Annotated in this window: 12 protein-coding genes; 5 read left to right on the top strand and 7 right to left on the bottom strand. The window is 70.4% G+C overall.

The window, feature by feature from the left end:
• Positions 1-18 precede the first annotated feature (18 nt).
• On the bottom strand, positions 19-4,308 hold the full coding sequence (locus tag M3Q35_RS03200; RefSeq protein WP_273940075.1) for an nSTAND1 domain-containing NTPase: 4,290 nt from the start codon (positions 4,306-4,308) through the stop codon (positions 19-21).
• A 55-nt stretch (positions 4,309-4,363) separates the two neighbouring features.
• On the opposite strand from M3Q35_RS03200, the gene M3Q35_RS03205 reads away from it, so the two are divergent.
• Complete coding sequence (locus M3Q35_RS03205; RefSeq protein ID WP_273940076.1) at positions 4,364-4,717, top strand: DUF488 domain-containing protein; 354 nt, start codon at positions 4,364-4,366, stop codon at positions 4,715-4,717.
• On the opposite strand, the gene M3Q35_RS03210 is transcribed toward M3Q35_RS03205, so the two are convergent.
• The 4 genes from M3Q35_RS03210 to M3Q35_RS03225 form a co-directional block, all read right to left on the bottom strand.
• Positions 4,714-5,172: a GNAT family N-acetyltransferase gene (locus M3Q35_RS03210; protein WP_273940077.1), complete on the bottom strand. Its 459-nt coding sequence runs from the start codon at positions 5,170-5,172 to the stop codon at positions 4,714-4,716. The genes M3Q35_RS03205 and M3Q35_RS03210 overlap by 4 nt on opposite strands.
• A 56-nt stretch (positions 5,173-5,228) precedes the next feature.
• Positions 5,229-5,600 carry a hypothetical protein gene (locus M3Q35_RS03215; protein ID WP_273940078.1) on the bottom strand — a complete coding sequence of 124 codons (372 nt, stop codon included), beginning with the start codon at positions 5,598-5,600 and terminating at the stop codon, positions 5,229-5,231.
• Between the two features lie 74 nt (positions 5,601-5,674).
• Positions 5,675-6,967: an APC family permease gene (locus M3Q35_RS03220; RefSeq protein WP_273940079.1), complete on the bottom strand. Its 1,293-nt coding sequence runs from the start codon at positions 6,965-6,967 to the stop codon at positions 5,675-5,677.
• Positions 6,964-7,803: a carbon-nitrogen hydrolase family protein gene (locus M3Q35_RS03225; RefSeq protein ID WP_273944238.1), complete on the bottom strand. Its 840-nt coding sequence runs from the start codon at positions 7,801-7,803 to the stop codon at positions 6,964-6,966. Before M3Q35_RS03225 ends, M3Q35_RS03220 begins: the two co-directional genes overlap by 4 nt.
• Positions 7,804-7,908: 105 nt before the next feature.
• Between M3Q35_RS03225 and M3Q35_RS03230 the strand changes: the two genes are divergently transcribed.
• Positions 7,909-8,619: a FadR/GntR family transcriptional regulator gene (locus M3Q35_RS03230; protein ID WP_273940080.1), complete on the top strand. Its 711-nt coding sequence runs from the start codon at positions 7,909-7,911 to the stop codon at positions 8,617-8,619.
• 56 nt (positions 8,620-8,675) lie between these two features.
• A complete protein-coding gene (locus tag M3Q35_RS03235) occupies positions 8,676-9,845 on the top strand; it encodes an arylsulfotransferase family protein (RefSeq protein ID WP_273940081.1) in 1,170 nt (389 codons plus the stop codon).
• Between the two features lie 42 nt (positions 9,846-9,887).
• On the opposite strand, the gene M3Q35_RS03240 is transcribed toward M3Q35_RS03235, so the two are convergent.
• Positions 9,888-10,391, bottom strand: coding sequence for a transglycosylase SLT domain-containing protein (locus M3Q35_RS03240; RefSeq protein WP_273940082.1), 504 nt, complete (start codon positions 10,389-10,391; stop codon positions 9,888-9,890).
• Between the two features lie 183 nt (positions 10,392-10,574).
• Complete coding sequence (locus tag M3Q35_RS03245) at positions 10,575-12,059, bottom strand: alpha/beta fold hydrolase (RefSeq protein WP_273940083.1); 1,485 nt, start codon at positions 12,057-12,059, stop codon at positions 10,575-10,577.
• 178 nt (positions 12,060-12,237) lie between these two features.
• Here M3Q35_RS03245 and M3Q35_RS03250 point away from each other — a divergent pair, with 178 nt between their 5' ends.
• Both M3Q35_RS03250 and M3Q35_RS03255 read left to right on the top strand, forming a co-directional pair.
• Positions 12,238-12,426: a hypothetical protein gene (locus M3Q35_RS03250; RefSeq protein ID WP_273940084.1), complete on the top strand. Its 189-nt coding sequence runs from the start codon at positions 12,238-12,240 to the stop codon at positions 12,424-12,426.
• 199 nt (positions 12,427-12,625) lie between these two features.
• Positions 12,626-16,252 carry an nSTAND1 domain-containing NTPase gene (locus tag M3Q35_RS03255; protein ID WP_273940085.1) on the top strand — a complete coding sequence of 1,209 codons (3,627 nt, stop codon included), beginning with the start codon at positions 12,626-12,628 and terminating at the stop codon, positions 16,250-16,252.
• Positions 16,253-16,315 lie beyond the last annotated feature (63 nt).

Below are 16,315 nucleotides of genomic sequence, written 5' to 3' on the forward strand. Positions count from 1 at the left end.
CTCGACAGTATTCCACGGTCAGCACGGGTCTGTCGGCGAGTCCTCGCTCACATAGGTCCGCCACTCGGCGGCGCTGACCGGCGTGCCCCGCACCGCGCACACCTGGCCCGCCACGGCCTCGGGATCGGTCTGCCACAAGGAGTTCGGCCCGTTGGCCACGCCGGCGGCGATGCTGCCACCACGTGGATCGAACGCCACCGCGGTCACGTTGTCGGTCGGCCCGGACAGGGTGGCCGTCGGCTGCGGCGCATGGGGATCGCTGACGTCCCAGATGGACACCGTCCGGTCCCAGCTGGCGCTGGCCAGCGACTTGCCGTCGGCGGAGAACACCACCGACGTCACGGTGTTGGTGTGGTCGGTCAGGACGCTGACCTGCGACGGAGCGTCGCCGACGGCGTACAGCTCGACGGCGTGGTCCTCGCCGCCGGTGGCCAGCAGCGTGCCGTCGGGCGACAGGGCGATGCTGCGGATCGCGGCCGGATGCTCGGCGGCGAACCGGTATCGGCTGACCGGATGCACCGGATCGGAGACGTCCCACAGCCGGGCCGAGCCGTCGTAGCTGCCGCTGGCCAGGGTCTTGCCGTCGGCCGAGAAGGCCAGCGAGCTCACCCCGTCGGTGTGCTCGGCCAGCGGTTTCCCGATCTCCGTCACGTGTGTCGTGTCCGTCACGTCCCATAGTCTGATCAAATGATCGTCACCAGATGTGACTATCATTTTCCCTGACGGATCGTACACGACCGCTTCCAACTGCCCGGTGGACGCCGGAATGGTGGTCAGCAACCGGGCATGGGCCGGGTCGGCGACGTCCCACAGCCTCGCGGTGTGGTCGTAGCTCACGCTGGCCAGGGTCTTGTCGTCCGGGCTGAACGCCACCGAGGTCACCGGCCCGGTGTGCCCGGTCAGCGTGGCCAGGGCCGTTGGCCGGCGCGGGTCCGAGGTGCCCCACAGCCGCACGGTGCCGTCGTAGTGGCCGCTGGCCAGCACCTTGCCCGTCTTGTCGAACGCCATGCCCCAGCCCGACTGCGCATGTCCGTCGACCTCGGCGGCCCGCACGTCCCACACCGACACGCACCAGTTCGCGGCCCCGGTCGCCACCGATGAGCCGTCGGGGCTGAACATGACCGCCCGGATCGTCGAGGGGGCGGTGAAGGCGGCGACCTGCGTGCCGCCGGCGACGTCCCACAGCCGGGTGATGTGGTCGTCGCCGCCGGCCGCGACCGTGCGGCCGTCGGGGCTGAACGCGACGGCTTCGAGGAAACTGGTGGCGCCGGTGAACGTCGACACCGCAGCGCCATTGGCCGGATCCCAGACGCGCACCGACTCGTCGTAGCTGGCGCTGGCCAGGCGTCGGCTGTCGGGGCTGAACGCCACGCCCGTCACGGCATTGGTGTGGCCGGTCAGCACGCCGGCCGGCGCGCCGGTGGCGGTGTCCCACAGCCGCACCGTGTTGTCGTAGCTGCCGCTGGCGATCAGCTTGCCGTCCGGGCTGTACGCGATCGAGGTGACGGTCTTCTCGTGCCCGGCCAACGTGAACAGCGACGTGACCTGACGACCGTCCACTTGCCACAGTCGCACGGTCTTGTCCCCGCTGGCCGACGCGAGTCGCGTGCCGTCGGGGCTGAACGCCAGCGCGAACACGCTGTCGGTGTGGCCCTTGGCCACTGCGAGCTGCGCCGGGCTGTGGGGATTGCTGACGTCCCACAGGATGATCGACCCGTCGGCGATGCCGGCGGCCAAGCGTTTGCCGTCACGGCTCAACGCCACCCCGTACGCGGCGCTGGGAACCTGAAGCGTGGCAACGGAAGTGCGACCGTCCCACAGCCGAACCGACTTGTCCTTGCTGGCACTGGCCAGCAGATTTCCGCCGTACGACAAGGCAGTCACGCCGTCGTTGTGGCCTAGCAGCCGAGTCGTCGCGGGCACGCCCGAAGTCGTCAGCAGGCTGCCACGGGCCTCCGCGGTGGGGGAGATCCGGTACGCCACCAGGCTCAGCTGCGCCGCCAGCGCGGGATCGGCGGCCTGTAGGGAATTCGCGCGCAGCGCGACCTGTCTCGACATGGCATCGGCCCGCTCCCGCAACGCCGTCGACCGCTCCACAAAGGCAAAGACCGTCGAGGCCACGGCCACCAGCAACAGCACGGTCAACGCGGCCACCAGCTGCCGCAGCCGCCGGGTCTGCCGCACCGCCGCCTGCTGCTCGGCCGTCTCACGAGAACGGCTGGCGTCCAACAACTCCCGCTCGACCGGCGCCAGCGAGCCGTCGTCCGGGGCCGAGTTCAGCGCGATGGCCAGCTTCGCACCCCGGTACAGCCCCGAGTCGTCACGGCCGTCGCGCTGCCACGACCGGGCGTCCTGCGCCAGCTGTTGGTGCAGCCGCAGGCCCTCGCGGTTGTCGGCGACCCACTGCCGCAGCCGTGGCCACGACCGCAGCAGCGCCTCGTGGCTGATCTCCGCGGTGTGCTCATCCAACGTGACCAGCCGCGCGCGGGCCAGCGCGTCCAGCACCGCCGCCGCGGTGCCCGGGTCGGCGGCACCGTCGATCAGGCTGGCCCGGTCGACCCGGGCCCGGGTCACCTCGACGCCCTCGCCGACGTGCACCATGCGCAGCAACAGCCGCCGCACCAGGTCGCGGCCGGCCGGATCGAACCGTGCGTAAGTGGCGTCGGCCGTCGTGGCGATGGCCCGGTGGATGCCGCCGACCTCGGCGTACCCCTGCAACGTCAGCCGATTGCCTTCGCGGACCTGCCACGTGGCGAGCAGCGCGTGCGCGAGCAGCGGCAGCGCACCGCCGGTGTCTTCTTCGGCACCGAGATCGCGCAGCAGCAGGTCGGCGAGTCCCGGTTCCAGCTCCAACCCGGCCAGCGCGGCCGGCCGTTCGATCGTCTCCCGCAGCGCCGACGCCGTCATCGGGCCGACCACGACCGCCCGTTCGAGGGACGCCACCAGCTCCGGAAAACGCGCGCAGTGCCCGTAGAAGTCGGCCCGCACCCCGTACACCACGGCTGCGTTCAGTGCGGTCAACGCCGCGACGAAGATCCGCCGCTGGGCCTCGTCGTCGCAGAGCGTGAACAGCTCCTCGAACTGGTCGATCACCACCACGAGGCGTCCAGAGCTCCTTGGATCAGCGCCGTCCAGCACGCCGGCCAGTTCGCCCGGATCCTCCTGCATCAGCGCCAGCAGCTCGGACGGCGGCCGTCCGGTGCCCTGGGCCAGCGCAGAGGCCAGCGCCTCCACCGGTTTGTTGCCCGGCGTGAACAGCAGCCACGACCAGCGTCGCGGCGTGGCCAGATCCATGCCCTCGATCGTCGGCACCAGGCCGGCCCGCAAAAGCGAGGACTTGCCCGAGCCGGACGCGCCGACCACGGCCATCGGGCCGTCTCGGCGCGGGTCGCCCAGCCGGTCCACCAGCGTCGCCGTCAGCTGCTCACGCCCGAAGAAGTACTGCGCGTTGCCCACCGAGAAGGCCAGCAGCCCCGGATACGGACTCCGACCTTCACGCGTCGGTGTCGGCGGCTCCTCGCGGGGCAGCGTCACCGTCACGCGGGGCGTCGGCCGGCCCAGCGCCGGGTCGTTGGCCAGGATCTGCTGGTAGACGTCCTGCACCTCGGTGCCCGGGTCGACGCCCAGCTCCGCGGCCAGCATCCGGCGCAGCCGGTCGTGGTGCTCCAGCGCCTCGGCCTGCCGGCCGCCCCGGTACAGGGCGATCATGTGCAGGGCTCGCAACCGCTCCCGCAGCGGGTTGTCCTCCACGGTCGTCCGCAGGTCGACGACCACTTCGGACTCCCGGCCCAGCGACAGCAGCGCCTCCGCGCGGTCCTCGATCGCCGCCAGCCGCAGCTCCTCCAGATGCTGGCGCTCGCTCGCCGCGAACGGCCCCGGCACCCCCGGCAGCGGCGCGCCCTGCCACAGCTTCAGGCCGTCATCCCAGTACGCGATCGCCCGCTCGACGTCGTCGGCCGCGCGGGCCTGGTGGAACGCGTGCTCGAACCGCCAGGCGTCCAGGTTCGCCGGCTCCAGCGCCAGCCGATAGCCCGAGCCCACGCTGGTCAGCACGCTTTCGCGGGCCGTCGCCCTGCGGTCGCCGGCCAGCGCCTGCCGCAGCTTGGAGACGTAGGTGTGGATGATGCCGCGGACGCTTTCCGGGGGTTCCTCGCCCCACACGCCGTCGATCAGCTCGGTGCGCGAGACCACCTGGTTGCGCCGCACCGCCAGCTGCGCGAACAGGGCCCGTTGCTTGGGTGGCCCCAGGTCCAGCTCTCGTCCGTCCACTTCTGCGTGCAGCGCCCCCAAGAGCTTCACCAGCAGCATCGCGAGAGTGTATCTACAGGTAGCGGGGTCCCTGGTGAAGGTTTATCGTCCGCGCGTGGAGGCGGTACGGGTGGCGCGGGTCTACGACGATCCGAGCGCCGATGACGGGACGCGGGTGCTGGTCGACCGGCTCTGGCCGCGCGGGCTGCGCAAGGAACTGGCCCACTTGGACAGCTGGTGCCGGTCCGTGTCGCCGTCCACCGAGCTGCGCGTCTGGTACGGCCACGACCCCGATCGCTTCGAGGAGTTCGCGCAGCGGTACCGAGCCGAGCTCGACGACCCCGACCGGCAGGCGGCGCTGCGCGGACTGGTCGAGCTGGCCGGCACCGTGACCCTGTTGACCGCCACCGCCGCCGTGGAGATCAGCCACGCCGCAGTGCTGGCCGACGTGCTGCGCGCTGCGCGTTAACTCCGGCGCAGGGTCAGTTCGAACGGCGCGAATCCGTGCGAACGGTAGAACGCGATCGCCGCCTCGTTGTCGACGAACGCAGTCACCCGGAATTCGGTCGCGCCGTTCCGTTCGGCCCAGGCGGTGAATTCGGCGACCAATGCCGAACCCGCGCCGGTGCGGCGGAATTCCTCGCCGACCCGCATGCTTTCCAGCACGGCCGTCGTCGCGCCGGGCCGGAGCTCGCTGCTGTTCAGCCGGCCGACCAGGTGGCCGGCCGGCACGTCGTCGACCCGGGCCAGCAGACACAAAGCGCTGGTCAGGAGGCCTCGGTAGTAGTCGGTGCCGTGCTTGTTCGGCCAGTCGGTGTCCATCCACGGGTCGCGCCGCCCGCCGTCCTCGGCGAACAGCGCGCCCGCGGACGCCACCAGCTCGGGAATGAGTTCCTCGGTCGCTTCGACGATTGTCGTGGCCATGAAACGACCGTAGCGGGTTCTTATTTCGGTGTAAATTAATCCGCGAACTGGCCGGCTCAGGCGTGGATCTTGTTGCAGGCGTTGCCGCGCTGGCGGTAGCCGCCGTTGATGTGCTCCCAGCCGGCCACACAGACCAGCGCCTGGTCGGGCAGGTTGTGGCCGACGGTGACCCGCCAGTGGTCCGGGAAGCCCCAGCTCTGCGTGCCCGAGTTGACGTTCAGGCCGCCGCCGGAGATCTGGAAGTGCCCGAAGAACCGGCTGTTCCAGGTCAGCTGCGCCTCCACCCACTCCACCTGGAGCCCGGTGCCCTCGATCTCCTCGCACACCAGCACGTGGCAGGACCGTGCGCCCGCCTGCGCGGGGCCGGCGCCGGCCAGGGTGGCGGCGACAACGGCGGCGACGGTCAGGACAACGCGAACGGATTTCACGGCGGGCTCCCCAACAAAGTCGAGTGGTACTCGCCTCCTTGCATAGGGGAGTCGGCCGGCCGGCGCAAGCGGATTCACTCCTCGAACACGACTTCCGGGGGCGGGCGGCGGAAGCCGCGGGTGAGGTAGGCGAGGTAGCAGACGCCGAGGGCCAGCCAGATCAGGCCGAGGGTGATGGCGGTGCCGTCGAGGTGGACGAGCAGCCAGAGGTCGACGGCCGCGCCGACGACCGGCACGACGAGATTGCGCAGCACGGAGCCGCGTTGCCGCAGCCACAGGGCGATCACCGACAGGTTGACGAAGGTGAAGGCGGTGAACGCGCCGAAGTTGATGAACGACGTCGACGTGGTGACGTCGAGGGCCAGCGCGCCGAGTCCGATCAGTCCGATGAGGACGATGCCGAACACCGGCGTCTCCAGCTTCGGTTGCAGGTAGCCGAAGAACCGCTTGGGCAGCACGCCGTCGCGGCCCATGGCGAACATCAGCCGGGAGGCGCCGGCCTGGGCGGCGATGCCGGAGGCGAACTGCGCCACCATCAGCCCGGCCAGGAAGATCGCGGCGAACAGGTCGCCGCCGATGTCGGTGGCGATCTCGAAGGCGGCCGAGGACTCGTCGTGGAAGACGGCGCCGGGGTGCACCAATTGGGTGGCGTAGGACAGGATCACGAACAACACACCGCCGAGCAGCGCGGTGAGCAGGATGGCGCGGGGAATGGTCTTGCGCGGCTCGAAGGTCTCCTCGGTCAGCGTGGTCACGGCGTCGAAGCCGAGGAAGGAATACGCGGCGACGGCGGCCCCGGCCGAGATGCCGCCGAACGAGGAACCGCTGTGGTAGAAGGGAGTTCCGCTGAGCAGGCCGGGGGCGTGGCTGAACGACAGGATCACGAAGAACAGGATCACCAGCAGCTGGAAGGCCATCAGCAGGAAGTTGGCCGTCACCGCCACCCGGATGCCCAGTACGTTGAGGACGGTCGTGAGCACGATGAAGCCCAGCACCCACACGAAACTCGGCACCGACGGGAACTGGGCCGACATGTAGGCCGCGCCGATCAGCCAGATCACCATGGGCAGGAAGAAGTAGTCCAGCAACACGGCCCAGCCGACCAGGAAGCCGACGCGGGAGTCGATAGACTTACGCACGTAAGTATACGCCGAACCGGCGACCGGATACTCCGCCGCCATGCGCCCGTAGCTGGCGGCGGTGAACAGCATCGCGACGGTGGCCAGCAGGTACGCCGTCGGCACCGTGCCGTCCGTGGTGACGGCCACGATGCCGTACGTGCCAAGGACGATCAGCGGCGCCATGTAGGCCAGTCCAAAAAGGACAACGCCTCTCAGTCGCAGATGCGGGGTGAGGGTTGTGGTCATCGCTCGCCACCTCCACGCGGCCGCCAGCGGCCGGGCTCGATCCTGCCCTGGTAAAGCGGAAGCTCGATGGGAGCGTCGGATTCCGTGAACTGCTCCCACATCCGGTTCACGCCGGCGGTTCCCCGCTGCCGGACGCGGGCCACCTCGTCGACGTCCAACGCCACCGGCAGCACGGCCGGCGCCGCGTCGGGCGTCTCGGCCAGCACCTGGCCCTCGGGCCCGACGACGATGCTGCGTCCCATGCCGAACGGCCCGGCCACGTTGAGGCTGACCACGAAGACCTGGTTGACGATCGCGTTGGCGCGGGCCAACACCAGCTCCTGGACGCGGTCGGCCGTGGTCGTCTGCACGGGGTTGAGCACGACCTCCGCGCCCATCCAGGCCAGATGCCGGGTCAGCTCGGGAAACCACGCGTCGTAGCAGATGGAGAAGCCGATCCGACCGGCCTCGGGGATGTCGAAGACGACGAACCGATCACCGGGGTCGTAGGGCTCGTACGGCCGCCACGGGAAGATCTTCCGATACGAGGCGACCAGCGAACCATCGGGGGAGAAGGCCAGCGCGGTGTTGAACACCTCGCCCGCCGGCCCCAGCTCGCAGACGCTGCCCGGCACCAGCCAGATGCCCAGGTCGCCGGCCAGTTCGGCCAGTCGGCGGGTGCGCGGGCCGTCGAGCGGCTCGGCGCTGTCGGCCGGCCGCTCCGCACCGCACAGGTGCAGCTCGGGGTACATCAGCAGGCGGGTGCCGGGATGCTCGGCCAGCACCGCCGCGACCTCGTCGACGAACACGTCCAGCGGCCGGTCGAACGGCACGGGCTCGGCCTGGACCAGGACCATCGGCAGCACGGGCGGCTCCTTCCGTGTTGCCGGCAAAATAGTCCAAGCTGAACACTTTCACAAGAGTGTTCAAATTGAGCAGTTTGAACGGGTAGGGTGGCCGGCATGGACGGCCTGAGCGCGCCCGCGCTGACCGGCATTCGCCGGCTGTCCGCGCTGGACACGGTGCGGGCGCGCATCGCGCTGGCTGTCGAACTCGGGCTGCTCGCGCCGGGCGAGGCCCTGCCGCCGGGGCCGGAAATCGCCTCCGCGCTCGGCGTCGGCGAGATCACCGTGCGCCGGGCGCTGGTGTCCCTGTGCACCGACGGCGTGCTCGTCCGGCGACGCGGCCGCGGCGGCGGAACCTCGGTCGCCGCTGAGCCGGCGCTGGGCGCTGTCGCGGAAATCGCCGCCTACACCGGAGCCACGGCCGAGGTGCACGAGCTGATCGACCACCGCCTCGCGTTGGAAGTGGGCCTGGTGCATCTGGCCGCGCTGCGGCGTGACGACGACATCGTGTCCGAGCTGTGGAATCTGGTGCTACGTATGGAGAAAGCCTCCGGTTGGGCCGAATTCCACGAGCTGGACGCCCGTTTCCACACCGCCGTCGTCGAGGCCAGCGGCGTCACCGCCGGCATCCGCCGCCACGGCGAGGTCGTGCGCGAGCTCTACCGCTACTACCTGCCGTACCCCTTGGAATACCTGCGGGAATCCAACCGCGAGCACGCCGAACTGGTCGCCGCCGTCGACCGCCGCGACGCGATGACCGCCGTCGCCGTCACCTGCCGGCACGTGGAAGTGCTGCACAACACCATGTTGTCCAGTCATTCGCGCTAGTTCCCACACTCTGGATGCGCTTCCCCGCCGGGGTCGGCATTGTTAGGCATACGGCCATGCGCCTGCCCATTCTCGCGTTGGCCATCGCCGCCCTCGTCCCCGCCGCACCGGCCGCCGCCGCCGAGCCACAGCTGCCGCCGCTGACGGTGCTCACGAATGCCCCAAACGCCGGGAAGGGGGACATCTTCGTCACCCCGACCTCGGCCGACGGCAAGTACGCCAACGGCGTGGCCATTCTCAGTCCCGACGGCAAGAAGACCGTGTGGTCGCACATCTTGCCGGCCGGCCTGTCGGCCGCCGACTTCCGCAGGCAGACCTATCACGGCCGGCCGGTGCTGACCTGGTGGCAGGGCAAGGGATTGGGCGGACTGGCCGTCGGTGTCGACGAGATCTACGACGCCGACTACCACCAGATCGCCGAGGTCCGGGCCGGCAACGGCTATCAGGCCGATGGCCACGAGTTCGTCATCACGCCGCGCGGCACCGCGCTGATCCTGGCCTACCGTCAGGCCACCGCCGATCTCACGTCGATCGGCGGGCCGGCACGCCAGCAGGTGATCGACGGCGTCGTGCAGGAGATCGACATCGCCACCGGCGCGGTGCTCTTCCAGTGGGACAGCAGCGATCACGTGCCGTACGCGCAGAGCCAGCAGCCGCTGCCGGCCTCGCCCGACACGCCGTGGGACTGGTTCCACATCAACGCGGTCAAGGTGGACGGGGACAATCTGCTGCTGGATTCCCGAAACACCTGGGCGGCCTACGAGATCTCCCGGCGTGACGGCCGAATCCTGTGGCAGCTGGGAGGAAAGGCCAGCTCGTTCACGCCGGAAGGCGCGGAGCTCAACACGGCCGGTGCGCTGGTCGCCTGGCAGCACGACCCGGAGCCGCTGGGTAACGGCTACTACTCGTTCTTCGACAACGAATCCGCCGGCGTGGCCAACACCGGCAGCGGGGCCGTGTCCGAGTACGCCAACAGTCGGGTTGTCGTGGTGAAGCTGGATCCGGCCAAACACACGGCAACCCTGGTGCGGACGTACAACCAGCCGGCCGGGCTGCTCGCGACGTCGCAGGGCAACGCGCAGCCGGAGCCGGGCGGGCGGACGTTCGTCGGCTGGGGCGCGCTGCCGTACCTGTCGGAGTTCGACCGGCACGGGGCCGTCGTGTTCGGCGCGAAGTTCCCGGCCGGTGTGAACACCTACCGCGCCTACCGTTTCGACTGGCGCTGACCGAAAGCGCCGGCCGCCCGTGGGACGGCCGGCGCTGTTCGCTCAGCCGCCGACCTGGGAGGCGGCGGTGCGGGCGCGGGACATGAACTGGTTGTAGGCGCCGTTCTGGTAGGTCGTCCACGGCGTCCAGTTGCTGCCGTTGGACGAGATGCGGGCCGTCTGTTGGGCCGCGGTGACCGGGTTGAACGCCTGGGCGTCCGAGACCTCGCTGTGCCACTTGGAGTTGATCTGCCACACGCCGCGGTCGCGGCTGCAGTCGGTGTTGATCAGCACCGCCTTGGTCCAGCCCTGGCTCTCGGCCAGTGCGACCGCGATGGAGATGACCAGGCCGTTGCCGTGCAGGCCGCCGTTGTTGCGCGCGTACTGGGCGATCTGCTTGTCCGACAAATGGGTGCCGGCCAGCGTGCTCTGCTGGGTGCACAGCGGCGACGCCGGCACGGCGACGTTCGCGGGCACGGTGCCGGCCGAGGCCAGCGGGGCGGCGGCCAGCAGGCCGCTGAGCACGAGCCCGGAGAGGGCGACGAGGCGCGTCGAAACCTTCGCCATGATGTTTCCTCACAGTCATCGCAGGGGTAATGACGTGATGTCCCGTGGCGGCGTCCGCCCATCGTGACAGCGAAAGATCCGCCGGCGAAGCGTTCACCCTTGACAGATTTGGTCTAGACCTCCTCGGCGGGCACGAAAAACGCCGCCCCGACTGGGAAGTCGGGGCGGCGTCTGGTGGGTGGATCAGCCGGCGACGGGCGCGGGCGGGGCCGCGCACTCGGCGTCGGAGGCGTTGCCGGCCTTCCGCGCCGGCAACGTTCCGCTGCTGAGATAGTTGCCCAGCACGGAGTTCACACATGTGTCCGCGGTCGGCGTGACACCGTGGGTGATCGCGCCGTGCACGGTCAGCAGTGCGGAGTGGGAATACCGCTGGCGCAAGGCCATGCTGCCGGACGGCGGGGCGACACCGTCAAGTTCGTTCTGCAGCAGCAGGACACTGGCACTGGTCAGCCCGAGCACCGGCACCGGATTCGCCGCCTTGGCCGGCCATACCCGGCACGGGGCGTTGAACCAGTTGTTGCCCCACGCGATGTCCGGCGCCTGCGTGGCGGCGGCCTGCGCGTTGGTCCGCCAGGTCGACCAGTCAGCCGGCGACGGGGCGTCGGTGCAGGTCTCGGCCAGCAGCGCGGCGTACACGTTGTCGGTGCCGCGCTGGTAGAACTGCGTGTACAGGAACTGCAACGCCGAAGCGTCGCCGGTGTGCACGAAGTTGGCGAACATGCCGCCGAGCGTCGGCCAGAAGGCCTGGTAGTACGGCGTCAGCGTGAGCAGATCGGTCAGCTCGGCCGGCCCGATCAGGCCGTTGGCCGGATGGGCCGTGACCGCGGCCAGCTGCGCCGTCCACACCTGCTGGATGGCGTCACGCGTGGTGCCGAGGTGATAGGTGGCGTCGTTGCCGGCCAGCCAGTCGAAGAACAGGTGGAAGTTCCGCTCCAGGTTGGCGTTCTGGTCAAGGTTGGCCGCGTTGTACCAGACCCGGTCCGGGTTGATGGCGCTGTCCAGCACCATCCGCTTGACCGCCAACGGGTGCAGCGTGGCGTAGACCTCGCCCACGTAGGTGCCGTACGACTGGGCGTACAGGCTGGTCTGGACCACGCCGAGCGCCGCGCGGACGTCGTCGATGTCGGCGGCCACGTCGGTGGTCTTCATATGCGGCAACAGGTCCGGATTGGCCTGGCCGCACGCGGTGGCGTAACCCTGCACCCGGTTGAGCCAGTCGACCTCGTTGGTCGGCGCGGTCGGCGCGTAGTTCGGACGGTTGAAGGAGTTGTAGCCCGGATCGCAGCTCAGCGCCGGCACGCTGGGCGCGAGGCCACGGCGGGCGATGCCGATCCAGTCGTAGCCGTCGCCGCCGGGCAGCTGCTGGCCGAGCAGCGAGGACTCGTAGCCGGCGCCGGCCAGCGGATCCGGCGCCGCGATCATGACGCCCTGATAGGCACTGGAAGCCTTGTGCGCCAAGCGGGACAGTGCAAGCGTGAGCTTCGTACCCGTCGGGTTGGCGTGGTCGAGCGGCACCTGAAGGGTGCCGCACTGCGCGCCGGCGTTGGCCAGCGTCTGGTCGGAGCAGGCGCCCCAGGTGATCGTCTCGGTCGGGTAGGTCGCGCCGACGGCGGCGGCGTTGCCCATGGTGATCACTGCCGCCGCGACGACGGCGGCAGCAGACAGCACACGTCTCACCAGAAATGGCCTCTCTCACGGTGGTTCCCCGTGATCACCGTAGGCAGCGCGACTGTGCGCGTGCACAAACCCGGTCGGTTTCGGCGCATCTTTTGTTCCCCTACGGACACCGGCGTTACTGTGCGGGAATGAGCCGTTGCCCGTACGCGTCTTGGCAGGCAGGTGTGGCGTGACCGCCGGCATTCTCGGCAGCCTGGTCGCCGGTCTGTCCTGGCCGGACTGGGTCCGCTACCTCGGGCTGGCGCCGATCGTGGCCGGCGCGGCCGTCGCGTGGCCGGCTCGGCGCACCCGTGACGCGCGGCTCGGCATCGGGCTCGCCCTGGCCGGGGCCGGCCTGCTCATCGTGCTGGCCGCGTGAGAATCAGCTGACCGGGAATTAGTTGGCCGGGAATTCGGTGACCGCTGACGACAAAGGCGGCGACCGGCCTCTCTGGGGGTGAGGCCGGGCCGCCGCCGATGTCCTGTGTACTCCGTGACTCGTTGTTCGCGGTCGACGACTGGACTCTGGACATCATCTTGTGAACAATGCGGCGAGAACTCCGGGGGGATGATCGCCAATGCCACGTGTCGAGCGCCCGCTCGCGGCCGGGGACAGCCCGGTCCTGCGGTTCGCCGCTGACCTGCGCAAACTGCGGGAACGCGCGGGAAACCCGGTCTACCGCGAGTTGAGCCGCCGGGCCCACTACTCGCCGGCCGCACTGTCCGAGGCGGCGGCCGGCCGTCGGCTGCCCAGCCTGTCGGTCACGCTGGCCTACGTGTCGGCCTGCGCCGGCGACACCGTGGCCTGGGAGCGGCGCTGGCGCGACGCGATGGCCGAGATGCGCGAGCCGGTGGTCGAGGCCGAGCAGGCCGACGCACCCTACGTCGGCCTGACGCCGTTCCAGGTCGGCGACGCCGATCGGTTCTTCGGCCGCGAGGAACTGGTCGCCGAACTCGTCGAGCGGACGCGCGACCACCGCTTCGTCGGCCTTTTCGGACCGTCGGGGTCGGGTAAGTCCTCCATTCTCAGGGCCGGCCTCGTGGCCGGTAGGGGAAATCGGCCGACCATTCTTTTCACGCCGGGTCGATCGCCGGTCGAGGAATGTGCCGTGCAGCTGGCCGCTTTTCTCGGTGAATCGCCGGTGGCGCTGCGGGCCGAATTCTCGGCCGACCCGGAGAATCTCGGGCTGCGTATTCGGCAGGCGCTGGTCGACCGTGGCGACGACGTCGACCTGCTGCTGGTCGTGGACCAGTTCGAAGAGGTTTTCACGCTGTGTGAGAACCGGGCCGAGCGGGACGCCTTCATCACCACGCTGCTGCTCGCCTCGGCCGGGCGGGCGCGCGTGGTCATCGGCGTCCGCGCCGACTTCTACGGGCACTGCGCGCGGCACCAGGGCCTGGTCGCGGCGTTGCGGGACGCGCAGGTGCTCGTCGGCCCGATGAACCCGGAAGAGCTGCGCCGGGCCATCATCCAGCCGGCGGTCGGGGCCGGCTGCATCGTGTCCACGGCCCTGGTCGCGCGCATGGTGTCCGATGCCGCCGGCGAGGCCGCCGCGCTGCCGATGCTCTCGCACGCCCTGCTGGAGACGTGGCGACGTCGACAGGGAACCACGCTGACCGTGGCCGGCTACGAAGCGGTCGGCGGCATCCACCACGCCCTCGCCCGTACCGCCGACGAGGTGTACGACAGGCTGACCGAGGAGCAGCAGCGCACCGCCCGCCGGCTGTTCCTGCGGCTGATCGCCCTCGGCGACGGCACCGAGGACACCAAACGGAGGGTGTCAGGCCGGGAGCTGGACGCGGATCCGGCCACCAACGCCGTTCTTGACGCACTGGTCGACGCCCGGCTGCTGACCACGGAGGCCGACGGCGTCGAGATCGCGCACGAGGCCCTGATCCGGCACTGGCCGCGGCTGCGGGACTGGCTGGCCGAGGACCGCGAGGGGCTGCGCATCCACCGCCGGCTGACCCAGGCCACCGACGACTGGGAATCGCTCGGCCGCGACCCGGGTGCGCTCTACCAGGGCATCCGCCTCGAGTCGGCGGCCGAGTGGACCGAGCGCGCCGGCGAGGCCGTCAGCCTGCGGGAGCACGCTTTCCTCGACGCCAGCCTGTCGGCGCGACGGGGCCGCACGCGTCGCCTGCGCCAGGCCGCGGCCCTGCTCGGCGCGCTGCTGCTGATCGCCGTCGCGGCCACGGCGTACGCCGTCCAGGCGTCGCGGACCGCCACCGAGCAGCGCAATGTGGCGTTGTCGCAGCGTCTGCTGGGGCTGACGTCGCTGCGGGCAACCGATCCGGCGCTGGCCCTGCAACTGACGGTCGCCGCCTATCGGCTCGATCCGTCGCCGTCGGCGCGGGACAGCGTGCTCAGCAGCCTGGCCGCCCCGTACGCGGCGCAGGTCAGCGTGGGGAACGGCGCGGCCCTGAGCACGGCGGTGAGCCAGCGCGGGCATCTGCTCGTCGCCAGCGGCGACGACGGGGCCGTGACCCTGTTCGACGTTGCCGATCCGCACCACCCGGTATCTGTGGCGAAATTGCCCGGCCGTAGCGGCCCGGTGACCTCCGTCGCCGTCAACGCCGCCGGCACTCTCATCGCCACCGGCGGCGCGGACCACGTCGTCGAGCTGTGGGATGTGAGCGATCCTCGCCAGCCACGAAAGCGTGCTTCCTTGGCCGGACACGCCGCCATGGTGGCTTTCGTGGCGTTCAGCCCCGACGGCCGCACCCTCGCCTCCGGCGGTTACGACAACACCGCGCGGCTGTGGGACGTCGACACCGCCGGTCAGCTGGCCGTCATCCCCGGCAACGGCGGCGTCGTGCCCGGTGTCGCCTTCAGCCGTGACGGCCACACCGTGGCCACCGCCAACTACGACGGCACCGCTCGGCTGTGGAACGTCACCGACGCTCGGCAACCCTTGGCCGGGGCTGTCCTCAAGGCCCCGGGGGCGATGACCGCCGTCGCCTTCGGCCCTTCCGTGCTCGCCACTGCCGGCAATGACGCCACGATCCGGCTCTGGGACCTCGACGGCACGCAGCTCGCCACGTTGGCAGGGCACAGCAAAGCCTTGCTGGCGCTGGCTTTCAGCCCCGACGGGCGCACTCTGGCCAGCGGCAGCGCCGACAAGACCGTGCGGCTGTGGGACGTCTCGCAGCCGCGGCAGGCCCGCGAGTCCCAGTCGCTGCCAGGGCACACCAACGCCGTCTCCTCGGTCGCTTTCGGGCCCGACGGGCAGGTGTTGGCCACCGCCAGCTCCGACAAGACCGTTCGCGTCGAGGACCTCTCGCCGCGGACTCCCGCCACCGCCGTCGCCGTGCACGGCTCCCAGGCCGTCGTCGGCGGCCGCGACGGCGTCACCCGCCTGATCGACGTTTCCGCCGGCTCACGGGTGATCGCCACCTTCCCCGGCGGCTCGTCCCCGATTAACGCCGCCTTCTTCGACGGCCACGTAGTGTCCACTGTGGACGTTTCCGGTGCAGTGCGCCGTTGGGACGTCGACCATCCGGCCCAGGTCTCCGTCCAGCAGACCGATCCCGCCGTCTGGTCCGCCTTCAGTCCCGACGGGCACACCCTGGCCGGTTCCGGCATCGACGGTTCCGTTCGGCTCTGGCGTGGCACCGAGGCGTTGCGGCTGCCGTCCTCCGGCCCCACCGCCACCGCCGTCGCCTTCAGCCCTGACGGCCGTTACCTGGCCTCCGGCGCCGCCGACAACAAGATCCGCGTCTGGCGCCTGTCCGACCGCTCCCTGCTCGCCACCCTGTTCGGGCACACCGACGTCGTCAACGCCCTCGCCTTTTCCCCCGACGGTTCCACCTTGGCTTCCGGCGGCGTCGACACCACCGTGCGACTGTGGGACCTGCACCACCAGACCGCGCTGTTCACCGGCCACACCGACGCCGTCGAGGCACTTTCCTTCTCGCCCAACGGTTCCACCCTCGCGTCCGCCGGCACCGACGACACCGTGCGCCTCTGGGACGTGCATAATCCCGGCACCCCCACGGTTCTCACCGGCCACGCCGACACCGTCAACGTCGTCGCCTTCGCCGGCGGCACGCTCTTGAGCGCCGGCGACGACACCGTGCGGTCGTGGGATCCTGACGTCTCCGGCACCATCTCCCGCATCTGCGCCACCGCTTGGCCCCGGATCACCGCCGAGGAGTGGGACCGCTACCTACCCGGCGTCGAATACCAGCCGCCCTGCCCCTGATCAGGGACGACGAGCGCCCGTCCAGCACCCCCTCTGCGGCCGACGGAATTCGTGCAACCCCGG

This window comes from Kutzneria chonburiensis (assembly GCF_028622115.1).
In the GTDB taxonomy this organism is placed as follows: domain Bacteria; phylum Actinomycetota; class Actinomycetes; order Mycobacteriales; family Pseudonocardiaceae; genus Kutzneria; species Kutzneria chonburiensis.